The sequence below is a fragment of the Stenotrophomonas sp. Pemsol genome, from assembly GCF_003586545.1.
In the GTDB taxonomy this organism is placed as follows: Bacteria; Pseudomonadota; Gammaproteobacteria; order Xanthomonadales; family Xanthomonadaceae; genus Stenotrophomonas; species Stenotrophomonas sepilia.
In genome coordinates, this window is sequence record NZ_CP025780.1 from 3,497,872 (window position 1) to 3,524,479 (window position 26,608).

Here is a 26,608-nt window from a genome sequence, read left to right on the forward strand (position 1 = left end):
ACGGCAATAGTGTAGGCAGTGGCGAGCGCAAGGGGCTGAACATTACCCGTCCACGCTGCTCCTGCCCACCCCACCTGGAGGAACCGGCGTCCACCGGTGGCAGCCCGTGCCCCCAAACGGGGCCGACACGTTCTAAAATCACAGGCTTGTCCCCCAGCCACAGCCCCATGACCCTGCGCCTGCACAACAACCTGACTCGCCAGCTCGAACCGTTCACTCCGCTCGACCCGGCCTGTCCGACCCTGTATGTGTGCGGCCCCACGGTCTACAACTACGTGCACATCGGCAACGCCCGTGGCCCGGTGGTGTTCGGGGTGCTGGCCGATCTGCTGCGGCGCCGTTTCGGCGCGCTGCGCTACGCCCGCAACATCACCGACGTGGACGACAAGATCAACACCGCCGCGCGCGAGCAGGGCGTGCCGATCAGCACCATCACCGGCAAGTTCGCCGCTGCCTACCGTGAAGACATGGCCGCGCTGGGCGTGGTACCGCCGGACATCGAACCGGAGGTGACCGCGCACATTCCGCAGATCATCACCATGATCGAGCAGCTGATCGCCAACGGGCATGCCTATGCCGCCGAGGGCCACGTACTGTTCGCAGTGGCCAGCTTCGACGGCTACGGCAAGCTCTCGCGCCGCGACCCCGACGAAATGCTGGCCGGCGCCCGCGTCGACGTGGCCCCGTACAAGCGCGACCCGGGTGATTTCGTGCTGTGGAAGCCGTCCAGCGACGACCTGCCCGGCTGGGCGTCGCCCTGGGGCCGTGGCCGCCCGGGCTGGCACATCGAGTGCTCGGCGATGGCCGCGGCTCACCTGGGTGAGACCATCGACATCCATGCCGGCGGCGTCGACCTGCAGTTCCCGCACCACGAGAACGAGCTTGCGCAGAGCGAATGCGCGCACGGCGGCAAGATCTTCGCCCGCTTCTGGCTGCACAACGGCATGCTCAACTTCGGCGGCGCCAAGATGAGCAAGTCGCTGGGCAACATCGAGCGCGTGCATGATCTAGTGCGCCAGCATCCGCCGGAAGCGCTGCGCCTGGCCCTGCTGTCGGCCCATTACCGGCAGCCGCTGGACTGGTCCGATGGCCTGATCGAGCAATCGGTGCGCACTCTGGACCGCCTGTACGGCACCCTGCGCGAACTGGCGTCGATCGAGGCCACGGCAGTGATTCCGGCCACGGTCGAGGCGACCCTGGACGACGATCTCAACACCCCACAGGCGCTGGCCGAAGTGGCCCGCATCGCCGCCGATGCGCGTCGTGCCACCGACCCGGCCGAGCAGGCGCGCCTGAAGGGTGAACTGCTCGGCGCCGGCCTGGCACTGGGCCTGCTGCAGGCCGATCCGGCGCAGTGGTTCGGCACCGCGGCCAGCGATGACGGCGACGATGCCCGCATCCAGGGCCTGATCGACGAGCGCGCCGCGGCCAAGAAGGCACGCGACTTCGCCCGTGCCGACGCCATCCGCGACCAGCTGGCCGCCGAAGGCATCGTGCTGGATGACACCCCGCAGGGCGTTCGCTGGTCGCGCAAGCGCAGCTGACCTGCCCTGCCCCGTGGCCGGTCCGCCGGCCACGCCCCCACCGTAGAGACTGTTGTGACCGACTCCCCGTTCCCGCTTGAATCCACCGCCGCCAAGGCCCAGGCCGCCATCGCCGAGGAATTCGGCTTCTTCGGCGACTGGTCCGAGCGCTACCAGTACCTGATCGACCTCGGCCGCAAGCTGCCGGTCTTCCCGGAAGAATGGAAGACCGAAGAGCATCGCCTGCTCGGCTGCCAGTCGATGGTCTGGATCGTGCCGGAAGGCAACGCGCAGTCGCTGCGCTTCCATGCCATCAGCGATTCGGCGATTGTCTCCGGCCTGATCTTCCTGGCGCTGCGCGTGTACTCCGGGCGCTCGGCGCAGGAGATCCTGGCCACCGAACCGAGCTACATCCAGGACATCGGCCTGGCCCGCCACCTCTCGCCCACCCGCAGCAACGGCGTGGCGGCGATGCTGGCGTTCATCCGTGAGACGGCGCAGGCGCAGCTGCAGCGCGACCCGTCGTGAGCGAGCCCGCCACGGCCGAAGACAGTGCACTGGGCCTGCTGTCCCGGCCCGGTTTCGCCAGGCTGCTGGCCTACCGCATCTTTGCGATGCTGTCCTACCAGGTGGTCGCGGTCACTGTCGGCTGGCACATCTACGAAGTCACCCGCAATCCGTTCTCGCTGGGCCTGATCGGCCTGGCCGAGGTCGTGCCGTTCTTCTGCGTGGCTCCGTTCGCCGGTTACCTGGTGGATCACCTGCCGCGCCGTCGGCTGGGCATGGTCGCCTGTTGCGGGCTGATCGCCACTGCACTGGTATTGACCAGCGTGGCCATGGGCTGGTTGCCGATTGACGGCGTGTGGCCGATCTACGCGGCCATCGCGCTGACCGGCATGGTCCGCGCCTTCCTGTCGCCGATCTACAACGCCTTGTTCGCCCGCGTGCTGGCCCGTGACCAGTTTGCCCGTGGCGCCGGCCTGGGCGCGGTGGTGTTCCAGGCCGGCATGATCGCCGGCCCGGCATTGGGCGGCGTGCTGGTCGGCTTCGGTGGCAAGGGCCTGTCCTACGCGGTGGCTACGGCCTTTGCGCTGGTGGCGATGGCCTGCCTGGCCACGCTGAAGGTGGAAGAACCGGTGCATACCGGTCCGGCCGCACCGATCTTCAAGAGCATCGCCGAAGGCGCGCGCTTCGTGGTCGGCAACCGGATCATGGTCGGCGCGATGGCGCTGGACATGTTCTCGGTGCTGCTGGGCGGCGTGGTGGCGATGCTGCCGGCGTTCCTGCACGAGATCCTGCACCACGGCCCGGAAGGCCTGGGCATCCTGCGCGCGATGCCGGCGCTGGGCTCGGTGTGCGTAGGCCTGTGGCTGGCGCGCCACCCGCTGCACCGCAATGCCGGCCGCGTGCTGCTGTTCGCGGTGGCCGGCTTCGGCCTGTGCGTGATCAGCTTCGGGTTGTCGCAGCACTTCTGGCTGTCGGCGCTGATCCTGCTGTTCTACGGCGCGTTCGATGGTGTCTCGGTGGTGATCCGCTCGACCATCCTGCAGTTGGCTACGCCGGAAGAGATGCGCGGTCGCGTATCGTCGATCAACGGCATCTTCATCAGTTCGTCCAACGAGCTGGGCGCGTTCTATGCCGGCACGATGGCGAAGCTGCTCGGCCTGGTGCCGGCGGTGGTGCTGGGCGGATTCGCGGTGCTGAGCGTGGCCGGGATCACCGCGTGGAAGAACCCAACGCTGCGGAAACTGAATCTTCGCGACCTGCAGTGACGCTGCTAACAGCGGATTCGGCGGCGCCGGGTGTTTGGCTGGGGCTGTTGCTCTCCCTCGATGATTGGGCTTGTCACTTTCTTTTCGCGAAAAGAAAGTAACCAAAGAAACGCTCCGCCATCCGCGAGCCGGCGCTGCGCGCCGGTGCCCTGTGCTCCTCGGTGAATCAGGGGACGGCGCCGAACTCGCTGCGCTCAAACAGCGGCGCCTCTTCGCCCCTGATTCCCCTGCGGTGCTCGGCTCGCTACAAGGCGGACTCAACAGCCGCAAGCACGCATGACCGCTCCTGTCGGCCTGAGCAGAGCGTGGACTCGGCTCTACATCGGCCGCGCACGCAGGAAACCGTCGCGAGCCTGCGGGTGGGTACGGGCGGGACCGTCCGCGGCATGGATGCCGCGGCCGAGCTTACAGGGATGTACTTGCAGCGTGTCCTGCCCGGACCCACCCGCAGGCTCCACCCGATACCCGGAAGGCGCTGCTCTACACAGCCAACACGAACCCGACAAAAAACCCGGCCAAGGCCGGGTTTTTCGCATGACCAGACAACGAACTGGAATCAGTCGCCCTGCTGCTTCTGCAGGTGCTCCCAACGCTCTTGGGCGTCGATGGTGCGCTCGGCGGTCAGGCGCGCTTCCAGGCGCTCCAGGCCGATTTCTTCGCCGGTGTCGACGCAGTACCCGTAGTCGCCGGCTTCCAGGCGCTTCAGGGTGCTGTCGATCTTGCCGATCAGCTTGCGGTAGCGGTCGCGGGTACGCAGTTCCAGCGAGTTCTCGGTCTCGCGGGTCGCACGCTCGGCTTCGTCGCCGATGTCACGCACTTCCTCGCGCAGGTTCTCGATGGTCTGCTTGGACTCTTCCACCAGGTCCGCGCGCCAGTTCTGCAGGCGCTGGCGGAAATACTCCTGCTGCAGCGAGCTCATGTATTCCTCTTCCGAGGACGGCTTGTAGCCAGCCGGCAGGATCGGGCGGCCAGTGGCCTCGTCGGTCTTGTACTCGACCACCTTGTACTTGCTGCGCGGGGCCGGTGCTGCCGAGCGGGCGGCGACGGCCACGGCAACCTTGCCGACAGGGCGCGACACGGTCTTCGGGGCGGAATCGGATTTCACGGCGGTTTTGGCAGGCGATTTCGAAACGGGCACGGGATTCTTGGATTGCGGGGCCTTCGAAGCGACAGGAGCGGCGGCCGGGGCCGGCGTTGAGGCCGGCTGGGCTGCCGCCACTGCCACGGTCTTGGCCGGGACAGGCTTGGCCGGAGCCGGCTTGGCAGCAGGCTTCGGTGCGGACTTCACTACTGGGGCCGGGGTCGGCTTTGTGGCCGGCGCGGCAACGTTCTTGGCAACCTTCTTTACAGCGGCGGGCGTGGCGGCCGGTTTAGCCGCAGCGACCTTCTTTGCTACGGGCTTGGCGACCGGCTTGGCTGCAGCCTTCTTCACCACCGCCTTCGGCGCTGGCTTGGCGGCTGCCTTCCTGGCCACCGGCTTGGCGGCGGCCTTCTTCACCGGCGCAGCCTTGCTGACGGTCTTCTTCACCGGCGCCTTCTTGCTGGCAGCGGCTGGCTTGGCCTTGGCGGGCGCAGCGGCCTTCTTCGCCACCGGCTTGGTTGCCTTGACCGGCGTTTTCTTTGCGGTGGCCTTCCTGGCCGCCGGTTGCGAGGACGCTGCCTTGGTCGCCGGCTTGCTGGCCGGCTTCTTGGCAACGGGCTTTGCCGCCAACTTCTTCACAACAGGCTTGGCGGTTTTCTTGGCGGCCGTTGCGGCCTTCTTTGCAGTTTTTTTAGCAGCCACGAAACGCTCTTCCTTGGATTCCCCGGGGCCCGGGAAAGCGGGCCTTTATAGCCTACCCGACCCGCAGCAGCAACCTTGGCACCCTGCTCCATTCAGTCCTGGAGTCAAGGTGCCCAAGTGGCAGTCCGACGAACACGGACCGCCTTGCGCGGTACGGAACCTGGCCAACACCCGCGGGTGCTGGTACCGGTCGCAGGCCATCGGCGACATGCGACCAACGGCCCATCCTGCACAAATGCGGCCTTCATGCCAACTGGCATAAGATGACTGGGTGATCTCGCGCCTGCTCATTGCCCTGCTGCGCTTCTACAAGCGCTTCATCAGCCCCCTGCTGGGGCCGCGCTGCCGTTTCGTGCCGAGCTGTTCTGAATACGCGATGGATGCCATCTCCCGGCACGGGCCGCTGCGCGGCAGCTGGCTGGCTGCGCGCAGGCTGGGCCGCTGCCATCCGTTCCACCCCGGCGGCTTCGATCCGGTGCCCGAATCCACCCACGCCCCCTCTTGCCGTTGCACAGGAAAACACTGACATGTCCTCCACCCTCATCACCAACGCCCGGATGGTCAACGAAGGCCGCACCTTCGACGGCGACCTGCGCATCGAGAACGGCCGCATTGCGCAGATCGGCAACGGGCTGGCGCCGCGCGACGGCGAGCAGGTGGTGGACGCCGCCGGGCGCTGGCTGCTGCCCGGCATGATCGACGACCAGGTGCATTTCCGCGAACCGGGCCTGACCCACAAGGGCGACATCGCCAGCGAATCGGCCGCGGCCGTGGCCGGTGGCCTGACCAGCTTCATGGACATGCCCAACACCAACCCGCCGACGCTGGATTCGACCATCCTGGAAGCCAAGTACGAGCTCGCGCGCGGCCGCGCCTGGGCCAACTACGGCTTCTACCACGGCGCCAGCAATGACAACCTGGAAGCGATCCGTGCGCTGGATCCGAAGAAGGCGCCCGGCGTGAAGGTGTTCATGGGTGCTTCGACCGGCAACATGCTGGTCGACAACCCGGAAACGCTGGACGCGATCTTCCGCGAATGCCCGACCCCGATCATCACGCACTGCGAAGACACGCCGATGATCGATGCCAACCTGAAGGCCTTCCAGGAAAAGTACGGCGACGCGCTGACCCCGGACATGCATCCGGATATCCGTTCGCGCGAGGCCTGCATCAAGTCGACCCGCCTGGCGATGTCGCTGGCGCGCAAGCACGGCACCCGCCTGCATGTACTGCACATCTCCACCGCCGACGAACTGGCGCTGTTCGAGAAGGGCCCGCTGATCCGCGCCGATGGCAGCCGCAAGCAGATCACCGCCGAAACCTGCGTGCACTTCCTGCACTTCGCGCGTCCGGACTACGCGACCAAGGGCAACCTGATCAAGTGCAACCCGGCGATCAAGGAAGTGTCCGACCGCGAGGCAATCACCGCTGCGTTGGCCGATGACGTGCTGGACGTGCTGGCCACCGACCACGCGCCGCACACCTGGGAAGAGAAGCAGAAGCCCTACGCGCAGGCACCGTCGGGCCTGCCGCTGGTGCAGTACGCGCTGGTGGCCGCGCTGGAGCGGGTGCACGAAGGCAAGCTGACCCGCGAGCAGGTGGTGCAGAAATTCGCACATGCGCCGGCGCAGCTGTTCGACGTGGAAGAACGCGGCTTCCTGCGCGAAGGCTACTTTGCCGACCTGGTGCTGGTGGAGGACGTGCCGTTCACCGTCAAGCGCGAGGACGTGCTGTCCAAGTGCGGCTGGTCGCCGTTCGAGGGCACCACTTTCCGCTCGCGCATCGCCTCCACCTGGGTCAACGGCCAGCAGGTGTGGGACGGCAGCAAGCTGGTGGGTGAACCCGCCGGCCAGCGCATGACCTACGACCGCTGATGCGTTCGGCACTGATGCTCGGGGCGCTGCTGCTGGCCGCGCCCCTGTTTTCCACTTCCCGGGCGCAGGCGCAGGATGGCATCGGCAGCCTGATCGACAGCCGCGTGGTGTTCCCGGCCAGTGCGTCGCAGGGCGCGCTGGTGATCGGCAAGGTACCCGCCGGCAGTCGCGTGCAGTATGCCGGCCGCCAGCTGCGGGTAAGCGGCTACGGCAGCGTGGTGTTCGGCATCGGCCGCGACGAGAAGGGTCCGCTGCGCGTACAGGTGCAGCGCCCCGATGGTAGCAGCGAGACAGCCACCATTGCGGTAACGCCGCGCGACTGGCCCACCGAGCGGGTGAACGGCGTGCCGCCGAAGACGGTCAACCCGCCGCCGGCGATTGCCGAGCGGATCAAGCGCGAACAGGCGCAGGTGACCGCCGCACGTGCCCGCGATGACGACCGCACCGACTTCACCCAGACCTTCATCTGGCCGGTACAGGGCCGCATCAGCGGCCGCTTCGGCAATGCGCGCGTCTACAACGGGCAGCCGGGGGCCGGCCACTCCGGCATGGACATCGCGGTGCCGACCGGCACCCCGGTGAAGGCGCCGGCGGCCGGCATCGTGACCTTCGCTGGGCCGGACCTGTACCTGACCGGTGGCACGCTGCTGCTCGACCACGGCTTCGGGGTCAGTTCCAATTTCCTGCACCTTTCGCGCATCGACGTAAAAGTTGGCGACCGTGTGGAGCAGGGCCAGGTGATCGCTGCCGTCGGCGCCACCGGCCGTGCCACCGGCCCGCACCTGCACTGGGGCATGAACTGGTTCGACACCCGCATCGACCCGTTGCTGGTGCTGGAACGCAAATAACGGTAGTGCCGGCCGCTGGCCGGCAACCGCATGAATTCTGCAGTGCCCGAGCTGCCGGCCAGCGGCCGGCACTACCAGACAGTTGGATCAACCGCGCGCGGCCCACCACACGCGCAGCAACGTGCGCACCGGGGTGGCTTCGATTGGCTTGCCTGCGGCCTGGGCGGCAACGCGGGCGCGCGCCAGGCTCGACCACACGCGCCGCGGGCGCGGGCCCGGCACGCGGCTGCCCCATCCTTTCAGCAGGTACTGGGCCCAGCGCTGCGCGGCCGTGCTGGAATCCTCATCCAACAGGCTGCGCGGCACACCGGCCACGCCGGCGTCCTGCAGGCGCTGGGCCAGGGTCTGCAGCTGCACCGCACGACCGGCGCCGGTGCGCGGCTTGTCGGCAAACAAGGCCGCTTCCACTGCGGCCACGGCCTCGGCGTAATTGGCCAGCGCACGCTCGGCAGCGGCTGCATCCAACGCAACGGTACGCGCTTCAACGAGGTCCGGCAGCGCTTCGGCCAGTTGCACCCACGGCGCACGCACCGGCTCCAGCAGACGGCCCAGTGGATGGCGCGAACGATGCCCTGCCCAGCTGCGCAGCTCCTCGCCCCACCACGCCAGCTTGGCATCGGCGGGCAGCGGATCGCCGCTGGTGTTGAGCATGTCGTCGAACTCCTGCAGCAGCGCAAACCACGCCACTGCGAGCTCGCGTTGCGGTTCGGCCACGAACGGGGCGGCCACCGACCATTCCGGCCAACGGCTGCGCCACTTGTCGAGGAAACTGTCCAGCGCGGTACTGCTCACTACGGGATTCCTTACGGCTGGGCCGGGGCTGCCGGCCGGGTCGGCCAGAGACTGGCCAGTTGCAGAAGTTCAGCGTTCTCGACCAGCACGTCGGCCTGCCAGGCCAGCGGATCGTCGCTGTGCAGGCGGTAGCCCCACAGCGCCGCCACCGACGGCATCGCGGCAGCACGTGCAGCGATGATGTCGCGCTCGTCATCACCCACGTACACGCAGTCTTCGGCGGCCATGCCAATGGCCTGCGCAGCGTGCAGCAGTGGAAGCGGGTGCGGCTTGCGCTCGGCCAGGCTGTCACCGCCGACCAGCACCGCGCAGCGCTGCTGCCAACCATGCTGCGGCAGGATCAGGCGCGCCAGGTACTCCGGCTTGTTGGTGACGATGCCCCATAGCGTACCGGCCTCATCCAGCGCGGCGAGCATGCCGGCCACGCCGTCGAACAGCACCGCGTACTGGCCGATCAGCGCTTCGTAGCGCTGCAGGAATTCCGGGATCAATGCATCGCGCGCAGCGGCATCCAGGTCCGGGAAAGCGGCCCCGACCATCGCGCGCGAGCCCTTGGAGACCACCGGCCGCAGCTGCGCCGGATCGACCGCTGCCCGGCCCCGCTCGGCCAGCATCGCATTGCAGGTGGCAACGAAGTCCGGCGCGCTGTCCAGCAACGTGCCATCCAGGTCGAACAGCACCGCACGCGGGAAGCGGGCGGAGGTCATGCCGGCTTGACCGCGTAGGCCAGGTAGTTGATGTCGGTGCGGCTGCTCAGGCGGGCATGGTTGCGCCACGGCTCGTAGGCCATGCCGCTGACATCCACCAGCTGCAGGTCGGCCTCGCGCAGCCAGCGCGCCAGCTCGGCCGGCTTGATGAATTCCTGGTAGTGGTGGGTGCCCCTGGGCAGCAGCCGCGCCACGTACTCGGCGCCGACAATCGCCACCGCGAAGGCGGCCGCGGTGCGGTTGATGGTCGACAGGAACAGGTGGCCGCCCGGCTTCAGCAGGCGCTTGCAGGCGTCGATGATCGCGCCCGGGTCTGGCACGTGCTCGAGCATTTCCATGCAGGTGACCACATCGAAACTGCCCGGCTGCTCGGCGGCCAGATCCTCGGCGGCCTGCACGCGGTAGTCGACCTTGGCGCCGCTTTCCAGCGCATGCAGGCGCGCGACCTTCACCAGTTCCGGGGCCAGGTCGATGGCGGTGACGTCGGCGCCGGCCTGCGCCAGTGCTTCGCTCAGCAGCCCGCCACCGCAGCCGATGTCGAGCACGCGCGCGCCACGCAACGGCACGCGGTCGGCGACGTACTTCAGGCGTACCGGGTTCAGCGCATGCAGCGGCTTCTGCGGGCCGTCAGCATCCCACCAGCGGTTGGCCAGCGCGGCGAACTTGTCCAGCTCGGCCTGATCGAAATTGGAGGAAGCGTGGGGGGCAGTCATGAGGGGTCCTTGCGGCGCCGGGGGTCAGGCGCGGATATGACGGATACGCTCGCGCCACTGGCGCGCGTTGGCGATGATGCCCGGCAGGTCCATGCCGACCAGCTCGCGCTGCAACAGCTTCGGCTTGCCGGCGATCCAGACGTCGCTGACCTGCTGGCGGCCGGTGGCATACACCAGCTGCGACAGCACGTTGTGCAGCGGCTGGGTTTCCAGCGCCGACAGGTCGACGCAGACCAGGTCGGCCTGCTTGCCGACTTCGATCGAACCGATGCGGTCAGCAAAGCCCAGCGCACGGGCACCGCCCAGCGTCGCTGCGCGCAGCGTGGTGGCCGCGTCCAGCGCGGTGGCATCATCGGCCACGGCCTTGGCCAGGATCGCTGCGGTACGGTTCTCGCTGAACATGTCCAGATCGTTGTTGCTGGCGCAGCCATCGGTGCCGATCGCCAGGTTCACACCGGCGCGCTGCAGGGCGCAGGCCGGGCAGAAGCCGGAGGCCAGCTTCAGGTTCGATTCGGGGCAATGCACCACGCTGACGCCGCGTTCGGCGCACAGGTGGATTTCCGCATCGGTCAGCTGGGTCATGTGCACCGCGATCAGGCGGTCGTTGACCAGGCCGAGCCGATCCAGCCGCGCCAGCGGGCGCTGGCCGTGCAGCTTGATCGAATCGTTGATCTCCTGCGCGGTCTCGTGGGTATGCAGGTGCACCTGCATGTCGAGCTGGTCGGACAGCATCCGCACCCGCTCGAAGTTGGCATCGTTGACCGTGTACGGCGCATGCGGCGCGAACGCGGTCCCGATCAGCGGATCGGTGCGCCACTGGTCGTGCAGTTCACCAGCCTTGGCGAAGTATTCGTCATCGGTCCTGGCCCAGGCGGTGGGGAAATCGATGATGACCGCGCCGACCAGCGCGCGGAAACCGTGCTTCTTGTAGACCGCGGCCTGCACGTCGCCGAAGAAGTAGTTCTCGTTGGCGCAGGTAGTGCCGCCGCGCAGCATCTCGGCGATGGCCAGGGTGGTGCCGTCGGCCACGAATTCCGGCCCGATCACGGCCGCTTCCACCGGCCAGATGTGCTGCTGCAGCCAGGTCATCAGCGGCAGGTCGTCGGCGACGCCGCGCAGCAGGGTCATCGGGTTGTGCGTGTGCGCGTTGACCAGGCCCGGCATCAGCGCCGACTCGGGGCGGCTGACCACCTGCGCGGCACGGAAGCGTGCGCGCGCCTCGGCACGCGGCAGGATGGCCACGATCTCGCTGCCACGCACGGCAACGGCATGGTCTTCCAGCACCACCGCATGCGGCTCGATCGGAACGACATGACCAGCTTCGATGAGCAGGTCGCAGGCTTCGGGGAGGTGCGGGCTATCGCTCATGCGGGCTCACTGGCTGGGGGGGCGGCGAGATAGTTCTGGGGACACGCCCCTGGGTCAGGGGCTGCCGCGAAGCGGCGGGGTCTGGAGACCCGTGAAGCGGGGCCCATGATCTGCCGAAGCAGATCATGGGAGCGCCAGCGCGAATGCGCTGGCGCGTGTCCGAGCATGGCTCGGCTCTACAGCAAGGTCGGCCTGCAGCCGGAACCTTATTTGACGCGTGCGGAGTATTCGCCCGAACGGGTGTCAACGCGGATCACTTCGTCCTGGTTGACGAACAGCGGCACGCGGACCACGGCACCGGTTTCCAGGGTGGCCGGCTTGCCGCCGCCGCCCGAGGTGTCGCCACGGACGCCCGGATCGGTTTCGGTGATCTTCAGTTCGACGAAGTTCGGCGGCTGAACGAAGATCGGCTCGCCGTTCCACAGGGTGACCACGCAGGACTCTTCGCCCTTCAGCCACTTCTCGGCGCCGCCCATGCCGGCCTTGGTGGCCTGGACCTGTTCGAAGGACTCCGGGTCCATGAAGTGCCAGTACTCGCCGTCGCTGTACATGAAGTTCATGTCGGTATCGACGACGTCGGCTGCATCCAGCGAGTCGGTCGACTTCATGGTCACTTCCTGGGTACGGCCGTCCTTGATCAGGCGGTACTTCACGCGGGTGAAGGCCTGGCCCTTGCCCGGCTTGACGTATTCGGTGTCGATGATGACGGCCGGTTGGTTGTTGACCAGGATCTTCATCCCGTTCTTGACGTCGTTCATGCCGTAGCTGGCCATGCGTAAACTCCTGAGTGGCAGAAACGCCGCGGGTGCGGCGAGCCGTTAGAATGGAAAGCCCACCGGATGCCGGTGGGCGACTGTTTTTCTGCCCCCATGATAACCGCAGGCCCCCTCTCCATGCAGCTTTCCGCCTTCCCCCGGCCCCAGTCGCCAGGCGCGCCCGCGCGCTGGCAGCAGCTCTGGCGCCAGGCGCTGCGCGACCCGCACGCCCTGCTGGCCCGGCTGCAGCTGGACCCGGCGGCGCTGGGTGTCTCGGAGGCGGCCATGGACCAGTTCGCATTGCGCGTGCCCGAGGGCTTCGTGGCCCGCATGCGCGTGGGCGATCCGGCCGATCCGCTGCTGCGCCAGGTGCTGCCGATCGACGAGGAAATGCGCCCGGCGCCCGGGTTCAGCTTCGATGCGGTGGGTGATGGTGCGGCCAAGAAGGCCACCGGCGTCATCCAGAAGTACCGTGGCCGCGCCCTGCTGGTGGCGACGGGCAGCTGTGCGATCAACTGCCGCTACTGCTTCCGCCGCCACTTCGACTATGGCGCGGAGAACGCCGCCAAGGGTGGCTGGCAGGAGGCCGTAGCCGCCATCGCGGCCGACCCGGACATCGATGAGGTCATCCTGTCCGGCGGTGACCCGTTGTCACTGGCCACGCACAAGCTGGTCGAGCTGACCGACGCCCTGCGCGCGATTCCGCATATCCGCCGCCTGCGCATCCATACCCGGCTGCCGATCGTGCTGCCGGAACGCGTGGACGATGAACTGGTGTGCTGGCTGGGCAGCCTGCCATGGCCGCTGGCGATCGTGGTCCACGCCAATCACGCCAATGAATTCGACGCCAGCGTGGACGCGGCGATGGCCCGCCTTCGCGGCGTCGGCGCCCAGCTGCTGAACCAGGCGGTACTGCTGCGCGGGGTCAACGACAGCGTGCAGGCCCTGCAGGACCTGAGCGAGCGCAGCTTCGCCGCTGGCGTGCTGCCCTATTACCTGCACCAGCTGGACCGGGTCGAAGGCGTGGCCCACTTCGAAGTGGATGATGCCCAGGCCAAGGCGCTGATTGCCGGCCTGACCGCACGCCTGTCCGGCTATCTGATTCCGAAACTGGTGCGCGAACTGCCCGGCGACCCGAGCAAGCGCCCGGTGTAGGAGCACTGCCGGGGTCAGATCCCTTTTCCGACGGAAAAGGGATCTGACCCCGGCACAACGTCAGTCGGTCAGAGGCCCGATTCGATCATCCGCACCACTTCGGTGGCGGTCACCGGGTGGCTCAGCCAGTAGCCCTGGCCAAGATCGCAGCCGCGCTGCACCAGCAGTTCGAACTGCGCCTGCTGCTCGATGCCCTCGGCCACCACGGTGATGCCCAGTGCGTGGGCCATGGCGATGATCGCCGTGGTCAGCGCCAGATCGTCGGGATCGCGCTGCATGTCGGCCACGAAGCTCTTGTCGATCTTCACGCCGTCCACCGGTACCTGGCGAAGATGGCTGAGACCGGAGAAGCCGGTGCCGAAATCGTCCAGCCAGACCTTCACGCCGGTGCGGTGCAGCTTGTCCAGCAGCTGCGCGGCAACCATTTCGTCGCCGATCACCGCGGTTTCGGTCAACTCCAGGTGCAGGCGCGACGCCGGCAGCCCGGACTCGTGCAGGCACTGCGCGACCAATGCCGGCAGTTCACCGCCGCGCAGCTGCCGCGGCGACACATTCACCGACACGAACAGATCATCGCCGCCCGCCCCGCGTGGCCACTGCGAGGCTTCCATGCAGGCCGCACGCAGCACCTTCGGGCCGATGAGCTCGATCAGCCCGCTCTGCTCGGCCACTTCGATGAACACCGACGGCGGAATCGTGCCCAAGGTCGGATGCTGCCAGCGCAGCAGCACTTCCACGCCGACCATGCGGCGATCGCGCATGCGGAAGATCGGCTGGTAGGCCAGGCGCAGCTCGCCGCGCTCCCAGGCCCCGCGCAGCTCCTGCTCCATGTGCACGCGGCGCTCGACCGCGTGGTCCATCGCACGGCTGTAATAGCGGTAGCAGTTCTTGCCGGCCATCTTGGCCTGGTACATGGCGATGTCGCCGTTCTTCAGCAGCGTGGTCGCATCGGCGGCATCATCCGGGAACAGGGTCACGCCGATCGAAGTGCCCAGGAACAGTTCCCGGCCCTGCACCACCAGCGGCTTGCCCAGCTCGCGCACCAGCACTTCGGCCAGCAGCCGTGCGTTGGCCGCCACGTCGCCATCACCGACCAGGATCACGAACTCGTCGCCGCCAAAGCGGGCCAGCAGGGCTTCATCGCCACCGGCCTCGGTAACCGCACTGCCGATGCGCTGCGCGAACTGCAACAGCGCTTCGTCACCGGCCTCATGGCCCAGGGTGTCGTTGACGCGCTTGAAATCGTCGATATCGGCAAACAGCAGGCCCAGCCGATGATTGGATGCGCGCGCGGCCATCAGGCGATGGTCCAGCGCCTCCCTGAATGCCAACCGGTTGGTCAGCCCGGTCAGTGCATCGGTATAGGCCATGCGCCGCACCTCGCGGTCATGGCGGGCGATGGCATCGCGCATGCGGGCGAAGCCGCGCACCAGCTCGCCGACTTCGTCGTCGCGGGTGTTCTCGGCCAGCGGCGCCTGGTAGTCGCCAGCCTCGATGCGGCGCGCCGCAGCGGCCAGGTCCCGGATCGGCGCCACCAGGGTGCGCTGCACGTACAGGATCACCACCACGCCGATCACCACCAGCAGGCCCAGCATCAGCAGCAGCCAGCCCAGGTGGCGGCTGCCGACCTGCTGCAGGCGCTCGCCGAGCGTGGCATTGGCGGCCTGTTCGCGCTGCTGCACCTCGTCCAGCGCCATGCCGACGCGGACGCCGCCGATGCGCTGGTTGCCGACCATGATCGGCATGGTGTTGTCGAGTACCTTGGGCGATTCCTGCACCACCAGCGCCTGCGCCACCGCGGCCTTGGGGGCCAGCGGGTCGGTCATCGGCTGGCCGAAGCCGGACACCTCGATCGAGCCGTCATGCACCAGCCGGCCACGTTCGTCGAACACCAGCACATAGCGCACGACCGGCTGCCGTGCGGTGCTGCGCACCAGCGCACCGACCTGGTCCAGGTCGCGGTAGTACAGCGGGTTGGCCAGCGCGTCGGACAGCTCGCGCGCCATCGCTTCGCCGCGGCTGCGCACGCTGCGGTCGAACAGTTCATGGATGACGCCACCACTGAGGTTGCGCACCTCGCCCTGCATCGCCGCCTGCCGCCCCAGCAACACCGCCAGGATCGCCACCACCACGACCATCGCCCCGCCCATCGCGAGCAGGAACCGGGCCTGCATTCCCGAGCCGAGCCACTTCATTCCACTTCCATCCGCACGCGCGTCAATCCTTGTTTCAATTCATCCAGCCGCTGCTGCGCATGCGCATCGACGCGGTGGAAACCGGAAGTGCCGAAAAACCGATGCAGCGCCCCCTGTGCCTGCGGGTCGCTGGCCGCCTGCAGCAGGACGTCCTGCAGCCTGTCACGTACCCGCGGGTCAAGGTCGGCGCGAACCATTTCCACCGCCCGTGGGTAGGGTTCGGTGCGCAGCAGTTCGCGGAAGTCGCGCCGGAATGCCGTCGGCATCCGTCGCTCGTCATTCCAGTCCACGCTGCTCACCGCCCCCACTTCGACCATGCCCTTGTGCACGAACGTGGCGATGTTCAACTCGCTACGTGCGAACACGTACCCCACGCTATCCCGGCCCGGCACGTCCCACACACCGGCCAGGATCTGCGGCGCCAGCCCCTCCTGCAGCAGCGTCATCACCGGCACCAGGTAGGCACTGGTGGACGCCGTGTTCTGCAGCGCCAGGCGATGCCCGCGCAGGTCCTGGATCCGCTGGATCGGACTGTCGCGACGCGCGAAGAACACGGTCTGGTACTCACGCACGCCATTGCGCTCGGTCAGCAGCAGCGGCCGCGCGCCACTGCGCTGGCCCAGTGCCACCGCCGTACCCGACGTTTCCGTGACCCAGTCGACCCGCCCCCGCCGCAGATAGCTGGCCATCTGCTGCGGGTCGCGTGCCATCAGGATCCGCCCTTCGGTGATGCCGACGTCGTGCATGCGTGCCACCACATAGTCCAGCAACGGTTGCAGCTGCTCGTAATGGGCCTTGGGATCATCGCTGATCCGGCCCAGCACCAGCACCCGGTCCGCTGCTGCATGTACCGTCCCGGCCAGCAGGATCATGACCAGGCTCAGCAGTCCCCTCTGCACTGCCCTTCGCAGACCCGACACAGGCTTCATCCCCCCCTGGGTATCCGGACAGACTACCCGAAAAAATGAGAACGTCGTCAGCCGTCCTTGTTGCCCGCCTTTGCCAGCCGCGCCATCCGCTGGGTGTCGGCAAGGATGCCGCGCAACAGGCGCACTTCCTGCTCGCTCGGCTCGCTGCGCAGGAACAGCCGGCGCAGCTTGCGCATCGCCGATTCCGGCGCGCGGCCCTTGTGGAAATCGATCTCGTCCAGGGTGTCGCCAAGCTGGGCGAAGAAGCTCTCCATCTGCTCATGGCTTGCTGCCTGTTCGCGGAAACCGGGCTCGGCGTCCACGGCCGGCTGCGCGCCCAGCAGCTGCATGCGTGTCTCATAGGCCAGCACCTGCACGGCGGCAGCCAGGTTGAGCGAGCTGAACGCCGGATCGGACGGGATGTGCACCGCCGCGTGGCAGAGCTGCAGTTCTTCGTTGGTCAGGCCAGTGCGCTCACGGCCGAACACCAGCGCCACCTCGGCGCCCTCGCCCGCCTTGGCCACCGCACGAGCGGCGGCATCGGCCGGCAGGTACTCCTCCAGCGGCACGCGGCGGGCACGCGCGGTGCAGCCCAGCACCAGGCGGCAATCGGCCACGGCCTCGGCCAGGGTGGCGACCACCGGGGCGTCCCCCAGCACATCTTCGGCACCGGCAGAGCGGCGGAAGGCCTCCTCGTCCAGCGGTTTCTCGGGGGCGACCAGTACCAGGCGGGCCAGGCCCATGGTCTTCAGGGCACGGGCGGCGGCGCCCATGTTGCCGGGGTGCTGGGTACCGACCAGGACGAATCGGAGGCGGGTGGCGGCGGGAAACTGGGACATGAACAGGGAAAAGGTCGAGCTGGACGATGACCAATGGTAAACTGTGCGGCCGGCCACTGCGCCGGACCCGCTCTTTTCCCCCGCCAGTCCATCTCTTCTGCCTTTCCGGGAGCCCACGCCATGCAGAAACCCGCCGTCACCGTCATGGTCAAGGCCGCCCGCCTCGCCGGCAACGTCCTGTTGCGCAACATCAACAAGCTCGAGGCACTGAACGTGGTGCAGAAGGGCCGGATGGACTACGCCAGCGAAGTGGATGCGGACGCGGAAAAGGTCATCGTCAAGGAACTCAAGCGCGCTTATCCGGACTACGGCATCTTCGGTGAAGAAGGTGGCGTGCAGGGCGAGCGCCGCCAGATGTGGGTCATCGACCCGCTGGACGGCACCAGCAACTACCTGCGTGGCGTGCCGCACTACTGCGTGTCGATCGCGCTGGTCGAGAACGGCGAGCCGACCGACGCGGTCATCTTCGACCCGCTGCGCAATGAACTGTTCACTGCCAGCCGGGGTGCCGGTGCCGTGCTGAACGACCGCCGCATCCGCGTGGCCGACCGCAAGGATCTGGAAGGCACGCTGATCCACACCGGTTTCGCCCCGCGCGAGCGCAGCCGCGCCAGCGCCCAGCTGAAGGCGGTCGACGCCCTGCTGGTGCACGGCGAGGACATCCGCCGCACCGGTTCGGCGGCACTGGACCTGGCCTACGTGGCCTGCGGCCGTGCCGACGCCTACTTCGAAGCCGGCGTGAAGGCGTGGGACATCGCTGCCGGCCTGCTGCTGGTCCGCGAGGCGGGTGGCAAGGTCTGTGACTTCAAGGGCGCGACCCTGGGCCGCATGGACAACCGTGGCCCGGAGACCCACCAGATCGTGGCCGGCAACCTGAAGGTGGCCGAGTCGCTGCAGAAGGTACTGGTGAACACCGGTTACGCGGCGGAGTTTGACGCGAAGTTCTGAGGTTTCGCGTAAAGCGGTTCATGGAGACGGCGCCTGCGAGGGTGCCGTTTTCGTTTGTGCGCACGGAGAGTCGTTTCCGCGACTGCGGAGGGGTGTCACTTTCTTTGCGCGCAAAGAAAGTAACCAAAGAAACGCTCCGCCAGCCGCGAGCCGTCGCTGCGCGCCGGTGCCCTGCGCTTCTCGGCGAATCAGGGGACGGCGCCGAACTCGCTGCGCTCAGACACCGGCGCCTCTTCGCCCCTGATTCCCCTGCGATGCTCGGCTCGCTCAAGGCGGACCCAAGGTCAAACGCCACAGCTGCACCCAGTAGATCCACGCCACGCGTGGACGCTGTCGCCAGCCATTTTCATCACGAAGGCTCAGCGTTTAAGGCGTTGCTCGATGAACGACCTGATGTCGGACCCTTCTTTGCTTACTCGAAGACAAGCCAGCGCAGCAAATGGATTGAACGGCACCTTCGATTCCATCTCATGACCAACCAACATGGGCTCGGGCACGCCATTCTCGTTCAGTTCGACACACGACCATTCGCCACCGAAGCGGTGCCTGACAACCTCACCTAGATATCGAGCGCTCGAGTACTGCATCAGCTCTTCTTCCTCGCCAGCTTCATCCAGAAGTGCGATGAGCCTGTAGAGCGTGAGATCGAGCCCCTCCCAGCCATGCTCGGGATCAGGAAGTGCGGCATGCCCCCGCATTTCGAGCGCATCGCTGAACATCTCCAGCTCGGTCACCGTATGCTCATTGAATTCCTCAAGGAACTCAGCCTTGAGGTCATCGAACGCCTCATTGTCTCCTCGATTCACGTCGGGCATTCCCATTCGCTCTGCGAAACAACTCCCGACTAAGCCAGGTCCTCGCATGCGGTTCAATGCACACGGACAGGCACCTCACCCGATCCCTTGCAGTGCAAGGGGAGAATGGATCCAAGTACGGCATTCCAGCCGGGCAAGAAGTGCCATTTGCGACAAAAACCAAGAGCACATCTACGCGGCGGCGGATTCAAACAAAAACGCCCGGCACATGGCCGGGCGTTCCTGAATTGCTCTGGAGGCGGGGAATTACGCCACCGTCGACGCCCGCAGCGCGGCGATGCGCTCTTCCAGCGGCGGGTGGCTCATGAACAGCTTCTTCGCCGTCGAACCGGAAATGCCGAAGGCGGCAATCTGGGTCGGCAACGTGCTCTGGCCGTGGTTGAGCTGCAGGCGCTCCAGCGCAGCGATCATCTTCTGGCGACCGGCCAGCGAGGCACCGCCGGCGTCGGCGCGGAACTCGCGGTGGCGTGAGAACCACATCGAGATCATCGTGGCGAACAGGCCGAACACCATCTCCAGCACGAACACGATGATGTAGTAAGCGAAGCCACGGCCGCCGCCTTCGCGGTTGCCCGACAGCGCGCTGTCGATGATGCCGCCGACCACGCGGGCCAGCACGATCACGAAAGTGTTCAGCACGCCCTGCAGCAGCGCCATGGTGATCATGTCACCGTTGGCGACGTGGGCGATCTCGTGGCCCAGCACCGCTTCAGCCTCGTCCTCGCTCATGTTGTGCAGCAGGCCGGTGGACACGGCCACCAGCGCGTTGTTGCGGTTGGCACCGGTGGCGAAGGCATTGATCTCCGGGCCGTCATAGACCGCCACTTCCGGCATGCCGATGCCGGCGGCCTTGGCCTGGCGCTCGACCGTGGCCAGCAGCCAGCGCTCGGTCTGGTTGCGCGGCTCGGTGATCACCACCGCACCGGTGGAGCGCTTGGCCATCCACTTGGACAGCAGCAGCGAGATGAAGGAGCCACCGAAACCAAAGATGCCGGCCATCACCAGCAGGCCGCTCATCGAACGCGCGTCCACGCCCAGGATCGACATGACGATGCCGGCCAGGATCAGGACCGCGAGGTTGGTCGCCAGGAACAGGGCAATACGGGTGAACATGGGAAAATCCGGCTCGGAAGGGGTTGATATCCGTCAATTTGCGGTGCGCTCAGCTTGAATTCAAGCGCCAACCTGACCGACGATTCAGCCTGCATGACCGCCATTGTTCCCTGCGGCCGCTTCGCGCCCTCGCCGACCGGCCTGCTCCACCCCGGATCCCTGCTTGCCGCCTTCGGCAGCTGGCTGCTGGCCCGCCACCACGGCGGCCTGTGGCGGCTGCGCATCGAAGACGTTGACCCGCCGCGTACCGTACCCGGCGCCGCGCAGTCACAGCTGCAGGCACTGGCTGCGTTCGGCCTGGTCCACGACGGCCCGGTCCTGTGGCAGAGCGCTCGAGGCGAGGCCTACCAGGCCGCGCTGGACGTGTTGCTGGCCAGCGACCAGGCTTTCATCTGCCACTGCAGCCGCAGCGAACTGGCTGCCAGCGGCGGCATCCACCACCGCTGCGTTGCGCGGCAGCCGCGACCGGACCCTGCCGTCCGCTTCCGCGTGCCACCGGGCAGCGTCGTGCACTTCGACGATGGCCTGCGTGGCCCGCAGCAGCAGGACGTGCATGCCGAAGTCGGCGACTTCGTGCTGCGCCGTGCCGACGGCTGCTGGGCCTACCAGCTGGCGGTGGTGGTCGATGACGCCGCGCAGGGGGTGACCGAAGTGGTGCGCGGCGCCGATCTGCTCGATTCCACCGCGCGGCAGATCCTGCTGCAGCAGGCGCTGGGCCTGGCCGTGCCGCGCTACTGGCACCTGCCGCTGCTGCTAGACGCCCCCGGCCACAAACTGTCCAAGTCGCTGGCGTCGCTGCCGGTGGACAGTACACGGCCGGAGCCGGTACTGCGCGCACTCTGGCAGCTGCTGGGCCAAGCCCCTGCCGCACTGGACGGCGCCGATGACCGGGATGCGCTGCTGCACACTGCGCAACGGGCATTCGACCCGGCTCGACTGCCGCGGACCGACATCCTGTTGCCGGCCGGCGCACTTTCCGCGCCGATGTTGCAGAATCCCCCTTCCCCCACCTGATTCCCGGACAGCATTCCATGACATCTCGCGTCGCACTGGTCACCGGCGGAACCGGCGGCATCGGTACCGCCATCTGCCAACGCCTGGCCGACCAGGGCCACCGGGTCGCCACCAACTACCGCGACGAGGGCAAGGCCCGCGCATGGCAGCAGGCGATGACCGAGCGCGGCTACAACGTGTCGATCTTCCCGGGCGATGTCTCCGATCCAGGCAGCGCCGAGGCGCTGGTGCGTGCGGTCGAGGCCGAGCTGGGCCCGGTCGAGATCCTGGTCAACAACGCCGGCATCACCCGCGACACGACGTTCCACCGCATGCGCGCGGACCAGTGGCACGATGTGATCAACACCAACCTCAATTCGGTGTTCAACGTCACCCGTCCGGTCATCGAAGGCATGCGGCGCCGCGGCTGGGGCCGGGTCATCCAGATCAGCTCGATCAACGGCCTGAAGGGCCAGTACGGCCAGGCCAACTACGCCGCGGCCAAGGCCGGCATGCATGGCTTCACCATTTCGCTGGCCCGCGAGAACGCCGGCTTCGGCATCACCGTGAACACCATTTCGCCCGGCTACGTCGCCACTGACATGGTGATGGCGGTTCCGGAGGACGTGCGCGCCAAGATCATCGCCGACATCCCCACCGGGCGCCTCGGCAAGCCGGAGGAAATCGCCTATGGCGTGTCCTTCCTGGTGGCCGAGGAAGCCTCGTGGATCACCGGCAGCAACCTGGACATCAACGGCGGCCACCACATGGGCTGGTAAGCCGCGCAGGGGCCGCTGCGGCATGCGCTGACGGCCCCTGCCGATGGTCATGCTGCGCAGCACGCAAACCCTTGCTGCGCAACATGATCGCCCCTGAAAGCCAAGCCTGGCGGGGGCTGGGGCGGTTGCAACCGCTGCTGCACTGCGCCATGCTGCGCGTCTACTGTGACGAGTACCGCTTCATGGCTGCGACCCGCATCATCAAGAAGTATCCGAACCGCCGTCTCTACGACACCGAGATCTCCAGCTACATCACCATCGAGGACGTGCGCCAGCTGATCCTGGACGGTGAAGACTTCGAAGTCCGCGACGCCAAGAGCGGCGACGACCTCACCCGTTCGGTCCTGCTGCAGATCATCGCCGACCAGGAACAGGACGGCGAACCGATGCTGTCGACCCAGCTGCTGAGCCAGCTGATCCGCTTCTACGGCGATTCTCTGCAGGGCTTCATGGGCAACTACCTGGAGCGCAGCATGCAGGTCTTCCTCGACCAGCAGCAGCAGTTCCGCCAGCAGATGGGCAACCTGCTGGGCCAGACCCCGTGGGCGATGATGAACCAGCTGACCGAGCGCAACCTGGAGCTGTGGCAGGAATTCCAGCGCAGCATGGGCAGCGGCTTCGGTGGCCCGCGCCCGGGCGGCACCGGAACGGGAACCGGCAACAAGCCCGGCGAACCCGGCACCGGTACCGGCACCGGCGGCAAGACCCGCCGCTGAGCTGCAGCAACGGCTGATATGAAAACGGCGCGCCCCTGGCGCGCCGTCTTGTTTGGCATCGCTCCAGCGGTGCGTCAGCGCTTGGCCTTGCACCCCGTGCACACGCGCTCGACCTTGTAGCCCTTCGCCCTCAGCTTCTCGACCACGCCATCACTGCCCAGCAGGTGCAGCGTGCCGACCACCACCAGCGTACCGCCCTGCCCGGCCTGCAGGTACGGCTGCAGCTTCGGCACCCAGGCATCGTTGCGACCGGTGTTGATGCGCTGGTACAGCTGCGGATACTGCTGGCGCATCTCTGCCGCCATCTTGGTCCACAGCAGGCGCTCGTCGCCGCGACGCCATGCGTCATGCAGCAGCCGCGCCTGCTCATCTGCCTTGCCGGCCTGGTCCAGTGCTTCGGCCAGCATCTGCCGCTGCTCCTGCACCGTCATCCCGTCCAGCATGCCGATCTGGGTATCGATATCTTCCAGTCCCGCGGTCTTCCGGCCGGTCTTCTGCGCGCGTTCCATGAAGTGGCGGTCCAGGCCCAGCGCCGGATCCAGGCCCAGCTTCTGCATCTGCCCGATCGAAATGCTCAGGCCGACGAACCAGGGCTTCATGCCCTGCATCTGCGCCAGCGGCAACTGGTTCTGGGCAGCAAAAGCCTGCAGCTTCTGCCAGGTGGCCGCATCCAGATCACGCTTCAGCTCGCTGCCATCGGTGCGGGTCGCAGCCTGTACCATGCGGCTGGCCAGCTGGGGCGATTGCATGTCTTCCGGCGACAGTTCGAACACCACCCGCTGCGAGGCTTCGAACGCCTGCTCGACATCGGGCGACAGCGGGTAGTCCTGTGGCTTCAGCAGATGGAACGATCCCAGCAGGTACACGCGCGCATCGCCCGGGCCGGTGACTTTCCACAACAGGGGTACCGGCGGCTTGGCCGCGGTTGCGGCCGCGGCCGCGGCAGGGCTGGCCTGGCCATCGCGGGCCGTGGCCAGTGGTGCCACTGCGCAGGCCGCCAGCAACAGCGCGGTACGGAACAGGTGTTTGATCGGCATGGTCAGCCTTCTCCTTCAGGCAGGTGGTAGGCCTTCTCGCCCGCTTCCACGCGCAGGTCCAACCGGTTTTCCGGCGGCGCCAGCGGACAGGTCGCGTAGGCGGTGAACGCGCACGGTGGGTTGTAGGCATGGTTGAAATCGATGCGCACCGTGCCGTCTGCAGCGGGGGCATCGGTATCCAGATAGCGCCCGGCCGGATAGCTGCCGCGGCCGCTGGTGCGGTCGGCAAAGATCAGGAACAGTGGCTGCCCGGGCGCACCGATGGCCTCCAGGCGCCAGCTGCGGCCATCACGTTCGAACTCCACCGCACCGGCATTGGGCATCTCGGTGGTCAAGCCAGTGATGTCGACGATCGGCAAGGTCTTGCCCGGCGGATGCGCGATGAAGCGCGCCTGCACCTGCCAGTCCGCGCCGCCCGGCCAGTACTGCAGGCCGGCGAAATCACGCCGCGCAGGTGCCTCGGCATGCTTGACCCGCAGCGCGTCCCGTGGCCCCCGGCGGATGATGCTGAGCTGGCCCTTGCCGCCATCGAAGGCCAGCAGCGTCGGCTGCGCGTCCTTGTCGGTGTCGACGCGGATGCGGCCACGCACCGGCTGGCCGTCGTGGCTGACATCGACACCGGCTTCAGGCGTGAACCACCACTGCGTCCCTTCGCGACGCAGCAGGCCCAGCCTGTCCGGGCCAACCGTCAGGCGGATGCCGTTGGTGGCGCCGCTGCCAACGAAATGGAATTTGTTCTGCAGCCAGTGCAGGCCGACCAGGGCCGTCCAGCCATCGGGCCGGGTCAGGTCCTGGTAGCGCGCTACACGCCATTGCTGCTGCGCGGCCGCGTAGGCCGGATCTTCAGCGGCCGTCGGCGCCGGCGGTGTTGCCGGGCTGCAGGCGGCCAACACCACGGCGGCCAGCAGGCCCGCCATTCCCCGATAACGCATCGATGCTCCCCTCAACGTCCGCGCAGGAACCAGCGGTCGATCTCCGCCAGCGAAAAACGGGCCCAGGTCGGTCGGCCGTGGTTGCACTGGCCGGACCGTTCGGTGATTTCCATGTCGCGCAGCAGCGCGTTCATTTCCGGCACGGTCAGGCGCCGGTTGGCACGCACCGCGCCGTGGCAGGCCATGGTCGACAGCAGTTCGTCGCGTGCACTGGCCACGCGGCGGCTCTGGCCATGCTCGCGCAGGTCGGTCAGCACGTCGCGCAGCAGTCCTTCCGGTTCTGCATGCGCCAGCAGTGCCGGAATGCTGCGCACGTGCAGCGAACCGGGGCCGGCCCGGGTCACCTCGAAGCCGAGCGCCGCCAGTGTCTCGGCTTCGCTTTCTGCAGTGTCGGCCTCGCGCTCGCCCACCGCCAGCGTGATCGGCACCAGCAACGGCTGCGACTGCAGGCCGATGCCATCGTGCGCATTCTTCAGGCGCTCGTAGCCGATGCGTTCGTGGGCCGCATGCATGTCGACCACGATCAGGCCTTCAGCGTTCTCGGCCAGGATGTAGATGCCATGCAGCTGCGCGATCGCGTAGCCCAGTGGCGGTACACCCGCGTCGGCACTGGTCACCGGCAACCCGTTCTCGCTCGGCATCGGCGGCAACGCCGCTGCGCGTTCGACGCCGGCGGGCGCGGCGTACAGCGCGGCGTAGGCGGCCGGTGCATCGGCCACCTGCAGGCCCAGCGGTTGCTGCGGACGCCAGCCTGAAAACCCGCCACCACCACCTCCCGAGCCGGGCGCAGCCCCGCGCACCAGCCCGAACCCCGACGCGCCGGCGCTCGATGCCGTCGGGACGGCGGCGGCGTCCACCGGATGTGCGGGGCCGGCACCGATCTCCTGCGCCGACATGCCGGCACGGGTATCGGCCAGCGCATCCTTCAACGTGCGATAGACGAAATCGTGGACCAGCCGCGAATCGCGGAAGCGCACCTCGTGCTTGGCCGGATGCACGTTGACGTCGACGCGGGTCGGATCCAGTTCGAGGAACAGCACATAGGCCGGCTGGCGGCCGTGATACAGCACGTCGCCGTAGGCCATCTTCACTGCGTGGGCGACGCTGCGGTCACGCACTGAGCGACCGTTGACGTACAGGTACTGCTGGTCGGCGCTCGCGCGCGAATAATGCGGCTGCGCAATCCAGCCATGCAGGCGCAGGCCGGCGCCGCTGTGGTCCACGCGCACGGCCTGGTTGGCGAAATCCTCGCCCAGCGTTTCGGCAAGGCGCGCATCGGAATACAGATCGCCCGGCTTGTAGCGCCGCGAGGCCTTGCCGTTGTGCGACACGCGCAGCTCGACATCCGGCCGTGCCAGCGCCAGCGAACGCAGCCACTCTTCGATATGGCCCAGTTCGGTACGCTCGGCGCGCAGGAACTTGCGCCGCGCCGGCACGTTGTAGAACAACTCGCGCACTTCCACCGTGGTGCCCGGCGCATGCGCGCGCGGGGTCACCTCGCCGATCTTGCCGCCTTCGATCTGCAGTGCCGAACCGTGCTCGTCGTGCGCGCGCCGCGAGCACAGGGTGAAGCGGCTGACCGATGCGATCGACGGCAGCGCTTCTCCACGGAAACCGAGCGTGGCCACCGATTCGAGATCGTCAAGATCGGCGATCTTGCTGGTGGCATGGCGCGACACCGCCAGGGGCAACTGCTCGGGCGCGATGCCACTGCCGTTGTCGCGGATGCGGATCAGGCGCACGCCGCCCTCTTCAAGATCGATATCAACGCGGCTGGCGCCGGCGTCGATCGCGTTCTCGACCAGCTCCTTGACCACCGACGCGGGTCGTTCGACCACTTCGCCCGCGGCAATCTGGTTGATCAGGATCTCCGGCAACGGCCGGATCGGGCGCGGATGGGTAGCAGACGTCATGCGGGGATGATAACGGAGGCTGCGCATGTAGAGTCGACTGTCAGTCGACTGCTCTTCGCCGGCCACCGAAACCCCCATACTGCGCGCGCAGTCGACTGACAGTCGACTCTACGGAAAGTAGTAATCCGCC

25 protein-coding genes are annotated in these 26,608 nt (G+C 67.4%); 11 read left to right on the forward strand and 14 right to left on the reverse strand.

Features of this window, described 5'->3' with window-relative positions; translation table 11 throughout:
- The first annotated feature begins 167 nt into the window (after window positions 1-167).
- From cysS to PEM_RS16060, 3 genes are read left to right on the forward strand one after another with little or no spacing between them, the layout of a single operon-like run.
- Complete coding sequence (gene cysS, locus PEM_RS16050; protein ID WP_111127505.1) at window positions 168-1,544, forward strand: cysteine--tRNA ligase; 1,377 nt, start codon at window positions 168-170, stop codon at window positions 1,542-1,544.
- A 54-nt stretch (window positions 1,545-1,598) separates the two neighbouring features.
- Window positions 1,599-2,051, forward strand: a complete 453-nt coding sequence (locus PEM_RS16055) for a SufE family protein (RefSeq protein WP_119706125.1) — start codon at window positions 1,599-1,601, stop codon at window positions 2,049-2,051.
- Window positions 2,048-3,295, forward strand: coding sequence for an MFS transporter (locus tag PEM_RS16060; protein ID WP_005417718.1), 1,248 nt, complete (start codon window positions 2,048-2,050; stop codon window positions 3,293-3,295). Before PEM_RS16055 ends, PEM_RS16060 begins: the two co-directional genes overlap by 4 nt.
- A gap of 556 nt (window positions 3,296-3,851) precedes the next feature.
- Here PEM_RS16060 and dksA read toward each other — a convergent pair.
- The gene (dksA, locus tag PEM_RS16065) at window positions 3,852-5,078 is read right to left on the reverse strand and encodes an RNA polymerase-binding protein DksA (RefSeq protein WP_065186037.1); all 1,227 of its coding nucleotides are present in this window, start codon (window positions 5,076-5,078) and stop codon (window positions 3,852-3,854) included.
- A gap of 271 nt (window positions 5,079-5,349) precedes the next feature.
- Here dksA and yidD point away from each other — a divergent pair, with 271 nt between their 5' ends.
- From yidD to PEM_RS16080, 3 genes are read left to right on the forward strand one after another with little or no spacing between them, the layout of a single operon-like run.
- Window positions 5,350-5,604 (forward strand): membrane protein insertion efficiency factor YidD, encoded by a 255-nt coding sequence (gene yidD / locus PEM_RS16070; RefSeq protein ID WP_005417723.1) that lies wholly within the window; start codon window positions 5,350-5,352, stop codon window positions 5,602-5,604.
- 1 nt (window position 5,605) lies between these two features.
- On the forward strand, window positions 5,606-6,952 hold the full coding sequence (locus tag PEM_RS16075) for a dihydroorotase (protein ID WP_053500532.1): 1,347 nt from the start codon (window positions 5,606-5,608) through the stop codon (window positions 6,950-6,952).
- On the forward strand, window positions 6,952-7,800 hold the full coding sequence (locus PEM_RS16080; protein WP_111127509.1) for a M23 family metallopeptidase: 849 nt from the start codon (window positions 6,952-6,954) through the stop codon (window positions 7,798-7,800). The genes PEM_RS16075 and PEM_RS16080 overlap by 1 nt, the downstream gene beginning before the upstream one ends.
- Before the next feature lie 87 nt (window positions 7,801-7,887).
- On the opposite strand, the gene PEM_RS16085 is transcribed toward PEM_RS16080, so the two are convergent.
- The 5 genes from PEM_RS16085 to efp all read right to left on the reverse strand — a co-directional run bounded on the left by PEM_RS16085 (window position 7,888) and on the right by efp (window position 12,153).
- Window positions 7,888-8,592 carry a squalene/phytoene synthase family protein gene (locus PEM_RS16085; RefSeq protein WP_111127511.1) on the reverse strand — a complete coding sequence of 235 codons (705 nt, stop codon included), beginning with the start codon at window positions 8,590-8,592 and terminating at the stop codon, window positions 7,888-7,890.
- Window positions 8,593-8,603: 11 nt separating this feature from the next.
- Complete coding sequence (locus tag PEM_RS16090; RefSeq protein ID WP_111127513.1) at window positions 8,604-9,299, reverse strand: phosphoglycolate phosphatase; 696 nt, start codon at window positions 9,297-9,299, stop codon at window positions 8,604-8,606.
- Window positions 9,296-10,012 carry a bifunctional 2-polyprenyl-6-hydroxyphenol methylase/3-demethylubiquinol 3-O-methyltransferase UbiG gene (gene ubiG / locus PEM_RS16095; protein ID WP_049412667.1) on the reverse strand — a complete coding sequence of 239 codons (717 nt, stop codon included), beginning with the start codon at window positions 10,010-10,012 and terminating at the stop codon, window positions 9,296-9,298. Before ubiG ends, PEM_RS16090 begins: the two co-directional genes overlap by 4 nt.
- Window positions 10,013-10,036: 24 nt before the next feature.
- On the reverse strand, window positions 10,037-11,380 hold the full coding sequence (locus tag PEM_RS16100; protein ID WP_065196618.1) for a TRZ/ATZ family hydrolase: 1,344 nt from the start codon (window positions 11,378-11,380) through the stop codon (window positions 10,037-10,039).
- Window positions 11,381-11,586: 206 nt separating this feature from the next.
- Window positions 11,587-12,153 (reverse strand): elongation factor P, encoded by a 567-nt coding sequence (efp, locus tag PEM_RS16105; protein WP_005410381.1) that lies wholly within the window; start codon window positions 12,151-12,153, stop codon window positions 11,587-11,589.
- Between the two features lie 120 nt (window positions 12,154-12,273).
- On the opposite strand from efp, the gene epmB reads away from it, so the two are divergent.
- Window positions 12,274-13,290 carry an EF-P beta-lysylation protein EpmB gene (epmB, locus tag PEM_RS16110; protein WP_162911599.1) on the forward strand — a complete coding sequence of 339 codons (1,017 nt, stop codon included), beginning with the start codon at window positions 12,274-12,276 and terminating at the stop codon, window positions 13,288-13,290.
- A gap of 68 nt (window positions 13,291-13,358) precedes the next feature.
- Here the strand turns inward: epmB and PEM_RS16115 are convergent, their stop codons facing one another.
- From PEM_RS16115 to PEM_RS16125, 3 genes are all read right to left on the reverse strand, one after another.
- Window positions 13,359-15,485, reverse strand: a complete 2,127-nt coding sequence (locus PEM_RS16115) for an EAL domain-containing protein (protein ID WP_005417742.1) — start codon at window positions 15,483-15,485, stop codon at window positions 13,359-13,361.
- Window positions 15,482-16,357, reverse strand: coding sequence for a phosphate/phosphite/phosphonate ABC transporter substrate-binding protein (locus PEM_RS16120; RefSeq protein ID WP_240431556.1), 876 nt, complete (start codon window positions 16,355-16,357; stop codon window positions 15,482-15,484). The genes PEM_RS16115 and PEM_RS16120 overlap by 4 nt, the downstream gene beginning before the upstream one ends.
- A 104-nt stretch (window positions 16,358-16,461) precedes the next feature.
- The gene (locus tag PEM_RS16125) at window positions 16,462-17,232 is read right to left on the reverse strand and encodes an RNA methyltransferase (protein WP_111127517.1); all 771 of its coding nucleotides are present in this window, start codon (window positions 17,230-17,232) and stop codon (window positions 16,462-16,464) included.
- Between the two features lie 120 nt (window positions 17,233-17,352).
- Here PEM_RS16125 and PEM_RS16130 point away from each other — a divergent pair, with 120 nt between their 5' ends.
- Window positions 17,353-18,180 carry an inositol monophosphatase family protein gene (locus PEM_RS16130; protein WP_065178240.1) on the forward strand — a complete coding sequence of 276 codons (828 nt, stop codon included), beginning with the start codon at window positions 17,353-17,355 and terminating at the stop codon, window positions 18,178-18,180.
- Window positions 18,181-18,539: 359 nt separating this feature from the next.
- Here PEM_RS16130 and PEM_RS16135 read toward each other — a convergent pair whose 3' ends face one another.
- The gene (locus PEM_RS16135) at window positions 18,540-18,995 is read right to left on the reverse strand and encodes a hypothetical protein (RefSeq protein WP_119706126.1); all 456 of its coding nucleotides are present in this window, start codon (window positions 18,993-18,995) and stop codon (window positions 18,540-18,542) included.
- A 246-nt stretch (window positions 18,996-19,241) separates the two neighbouring features.
- Window positions 19,242-20,108 carry a protease HtpX gene (htpX, locus tag PEM_RS16140; RefSeq protein ID WP_049415827.1) on the reverse strand — a complete coding sequence of 289 codons (867 nt, stop codon included), beginning with the start codon at window positions 20,106-20,108 and terminating at the stop codon, window positions 19,242-19,244.
- A 93-nt stretch (window positions 20,109-20,201) separates the two neighbouring features.
- Between htpX and gluQRS the strand changes: the two genes are divergently transcribed.
- From gluQRS to phaR, 3 genes are all read left to right on the forward strand, one after another.
- Window positions 20,202-21,122, forward strand: coding sequence for a tRNA glutamyl-Q(34) synthetase GluQRS (gene gluQRS / locus PEM_RS16145; RefSeq protein WP_111127521.1), 921 nt, complete (start codon window positions 20,202-20,204; stop codon window positions 21,120-21,122).
- 17 nt (window positions 21,123-21,139) lie between these two features.
- Window positions 21,140-21,880 (forward strand): acetoacetyl-CoA reductase, encoded by a 741-nt coding sequence (phbB, locus tag PEM_RS16150; RefSeq protein WP_111127523.1) that lies wholly within the window; start codon window positions 21,140-21,142, stop codon window positions 21,878-21,880.
- 83 nt (window positions 21,881-21,963) lie between these two features.
- Entirely contained in the window at window positions 21,964-22,596 is a 633-nt protein-coding gene (gene phaR, locus PEM_RS16155; RefSeq protein WP_231109081.1) for a polyhydroxyalkanoate synthesis repressor PhaR, read from the forward strand.
- Window positions 22,597-22,670: 74 nt separating this feature from the next.
- Here the strand turns inward: phaR and PEM_RS16160 are convergent, their stop codons facing one another.
- From PEM_RS16160 to mutL, 3 genes are read right to left on the reverse strand one after another with little or no spacing between them, the layout of a single operon-like run.
- Complete coding sequence (locus PEM_RS16160; protein ID WP_005417757.1) at window positions 22,671-23,633, reverse strand: TraB/GumN family protein; 963 nt, start codon at window positions 23,631-23,633, stop codon at window positions 22,671-22,673.
- 2 nt (window positions 23,634-23,635) lie between these two features.
- A complete protein-coding gene (locus PEM_RS16165; RefSeq protein WP_032954346.1) occupies window positions 23,636-24,565 on the reverse strand; it encodes a DUF1684 domain-containing protein in 930 nt (309 codons plus the stop codon).
- An 11-nt stretch (window positions 24,566-24,576) separates the two neighbouring features.
- A complete protein-coding gene (gene mutL / locus PEM_RS16170) occupies window positions 24,577-26,478 on the reverse strand; it encodes a DNA mismatch repair endonuclease MutL (RefSeq protein ID WP_032954348.1) in 1,902 nt (633 codons plus the stop codon).
- Between the last annotated feature and the right edge of the window lie 130 nt (window positions 26,479-26,608).

Bases quoted from the DNA above. Each gene is read 5' to 3' on its own strand.
- PEM_RS16075 (WP_053500532.1), top strand. From the start codon at position 5,606: ATGTCCTCCACCCTCATCACCAACGCCCGGATGGTCAACGAAGGCCGC.
- htpX (WP_049415827.1), bottom strand. From the start codon at position 20,108: ATGTTCACCCGTATTGCCCTGTTCCTGGCGACCAACCTCGCGGTCCTG.
- PEM_RS16080 (WP_111127509.1), top strand. From the start codon at position 6,952: ATGCGTTCGGCACTGATGCTCGGGGCGCTGCTGCTGGCCGCGCCCCTG.
- cysS (WP_111127505.1), top strand. From the start codon at position 168: ATGACCCTGCGCCTGCACAACAACCTGACTCGCCAGCTCGAACCGTTC.
- PEM_RS16165 (WP_032954346.1), bottom strand. From the start codon at position 24,565: ATGCGTTATCGGGGAATGGCGGGCCTGCTGGCCGCCGTGGTGTTGGCC.
- PEM_RS16115 (WP_005417742.1), bottom strand. From the start codon at position 15,485: ATGAAGTGGCTCGGCTCGGGAATGCAGGCCCGGTTCCTGCTCGCGATG.
- PEM_RS16100 (WP_065196618.1), bottom strand. From the start codon at position 11,380: ATGAGCGATAGCCCGCACCTCCCCGAAGCCTGCGACCTGCTCATCGAA.
- epmB (WP_162911599.1), top strand. From the start codon at position 12,274: ATGCAGCTTTCCGCCTTCCCCCGGCCCCAGTCGCCAGGCGCGCCCGCG.
- PEM_RS16125 (WP_111127517.1), bottom strand. From the start codon at position 17,232: ATGTCCCAGTTTCCCGCCGCCACCCGCCTCCGATTCGTCCTGGTCGGT.
- gluQRS (WP_111127521.1), top strand. From the start codon at position 20,202: ATGACCGCCATTGTTCCCTGCGGCCGCTTCGCGCCCTCGCCGACCGGC.
- PEM_RS16130 (WP_065178240.1), top strand. From the start codon at position 17,353: ATGCAGAAACCCGCCGTCACCGTCATGGTCAAGGCCGCCCGCCTCGCC.
- phbB (WP_111127523.1), top strand. From the start codon at position 21,140: ATGACATCTCGCGTCGCACTGGTCACCGGCGGAACCGGCGGCATCGGT.
- mutL (WP_032954348.1), bottom strand. From the start codon at position 26,478: ATGACGTCTGCTACCCATCCGCGCCCGATCCGGCCGTTGCCGGAGATC.
- PEM_RS16090 (WP_111127513.1), bottom strand. From the start codon at position 9,299: ATGACCTCCGCCCGCTTCCCGCGTGCGGTGCTGTTCGACCTGGATGGC.
- efp (WP_005410381.1), bottom strand. From the start codon at position 12,153: ATGGCCAGCTACGGCATGAACGACGTCAAGAACGGGATGAAGATCCTG.
- PEM_RS16120 (WP_240431556.1), bottom strand. From the start codon at position 16,357: ATGATCCTGCTGGCCGGGACGGTACATGCAGCAGCGGACCGGGTGCTG.
- phaR (WP_231109081.1), top strand. From the start codon at position 21,964: ATGATCGCCCCTGAAAGCCAAGCCTGGCGGGGGCTGGGGCGGTTGCAA.
- ubiG (WP_049412667.1), bottom strand. From the start codon at position 10,012: ATGACTGCCCCCCACGCTTCCTCCAATTTCGATCAGGCCGAGCTGGAC.
- PEM_RS16160 (WP_005417757.1), bottom strand. From the start codon at position 23,633: ATGCCGATCAAACACCTGTTCCGTACCGCGCTGTTGCTGGCGGCCTGC.
- PEM_RS16135 (WP_119706126.1), bottom strand. From the start codon at position 18,995: ATGCCCGACGTGAATCGAGGAGACAATGAGGCGTTCGATGACCTCAAG.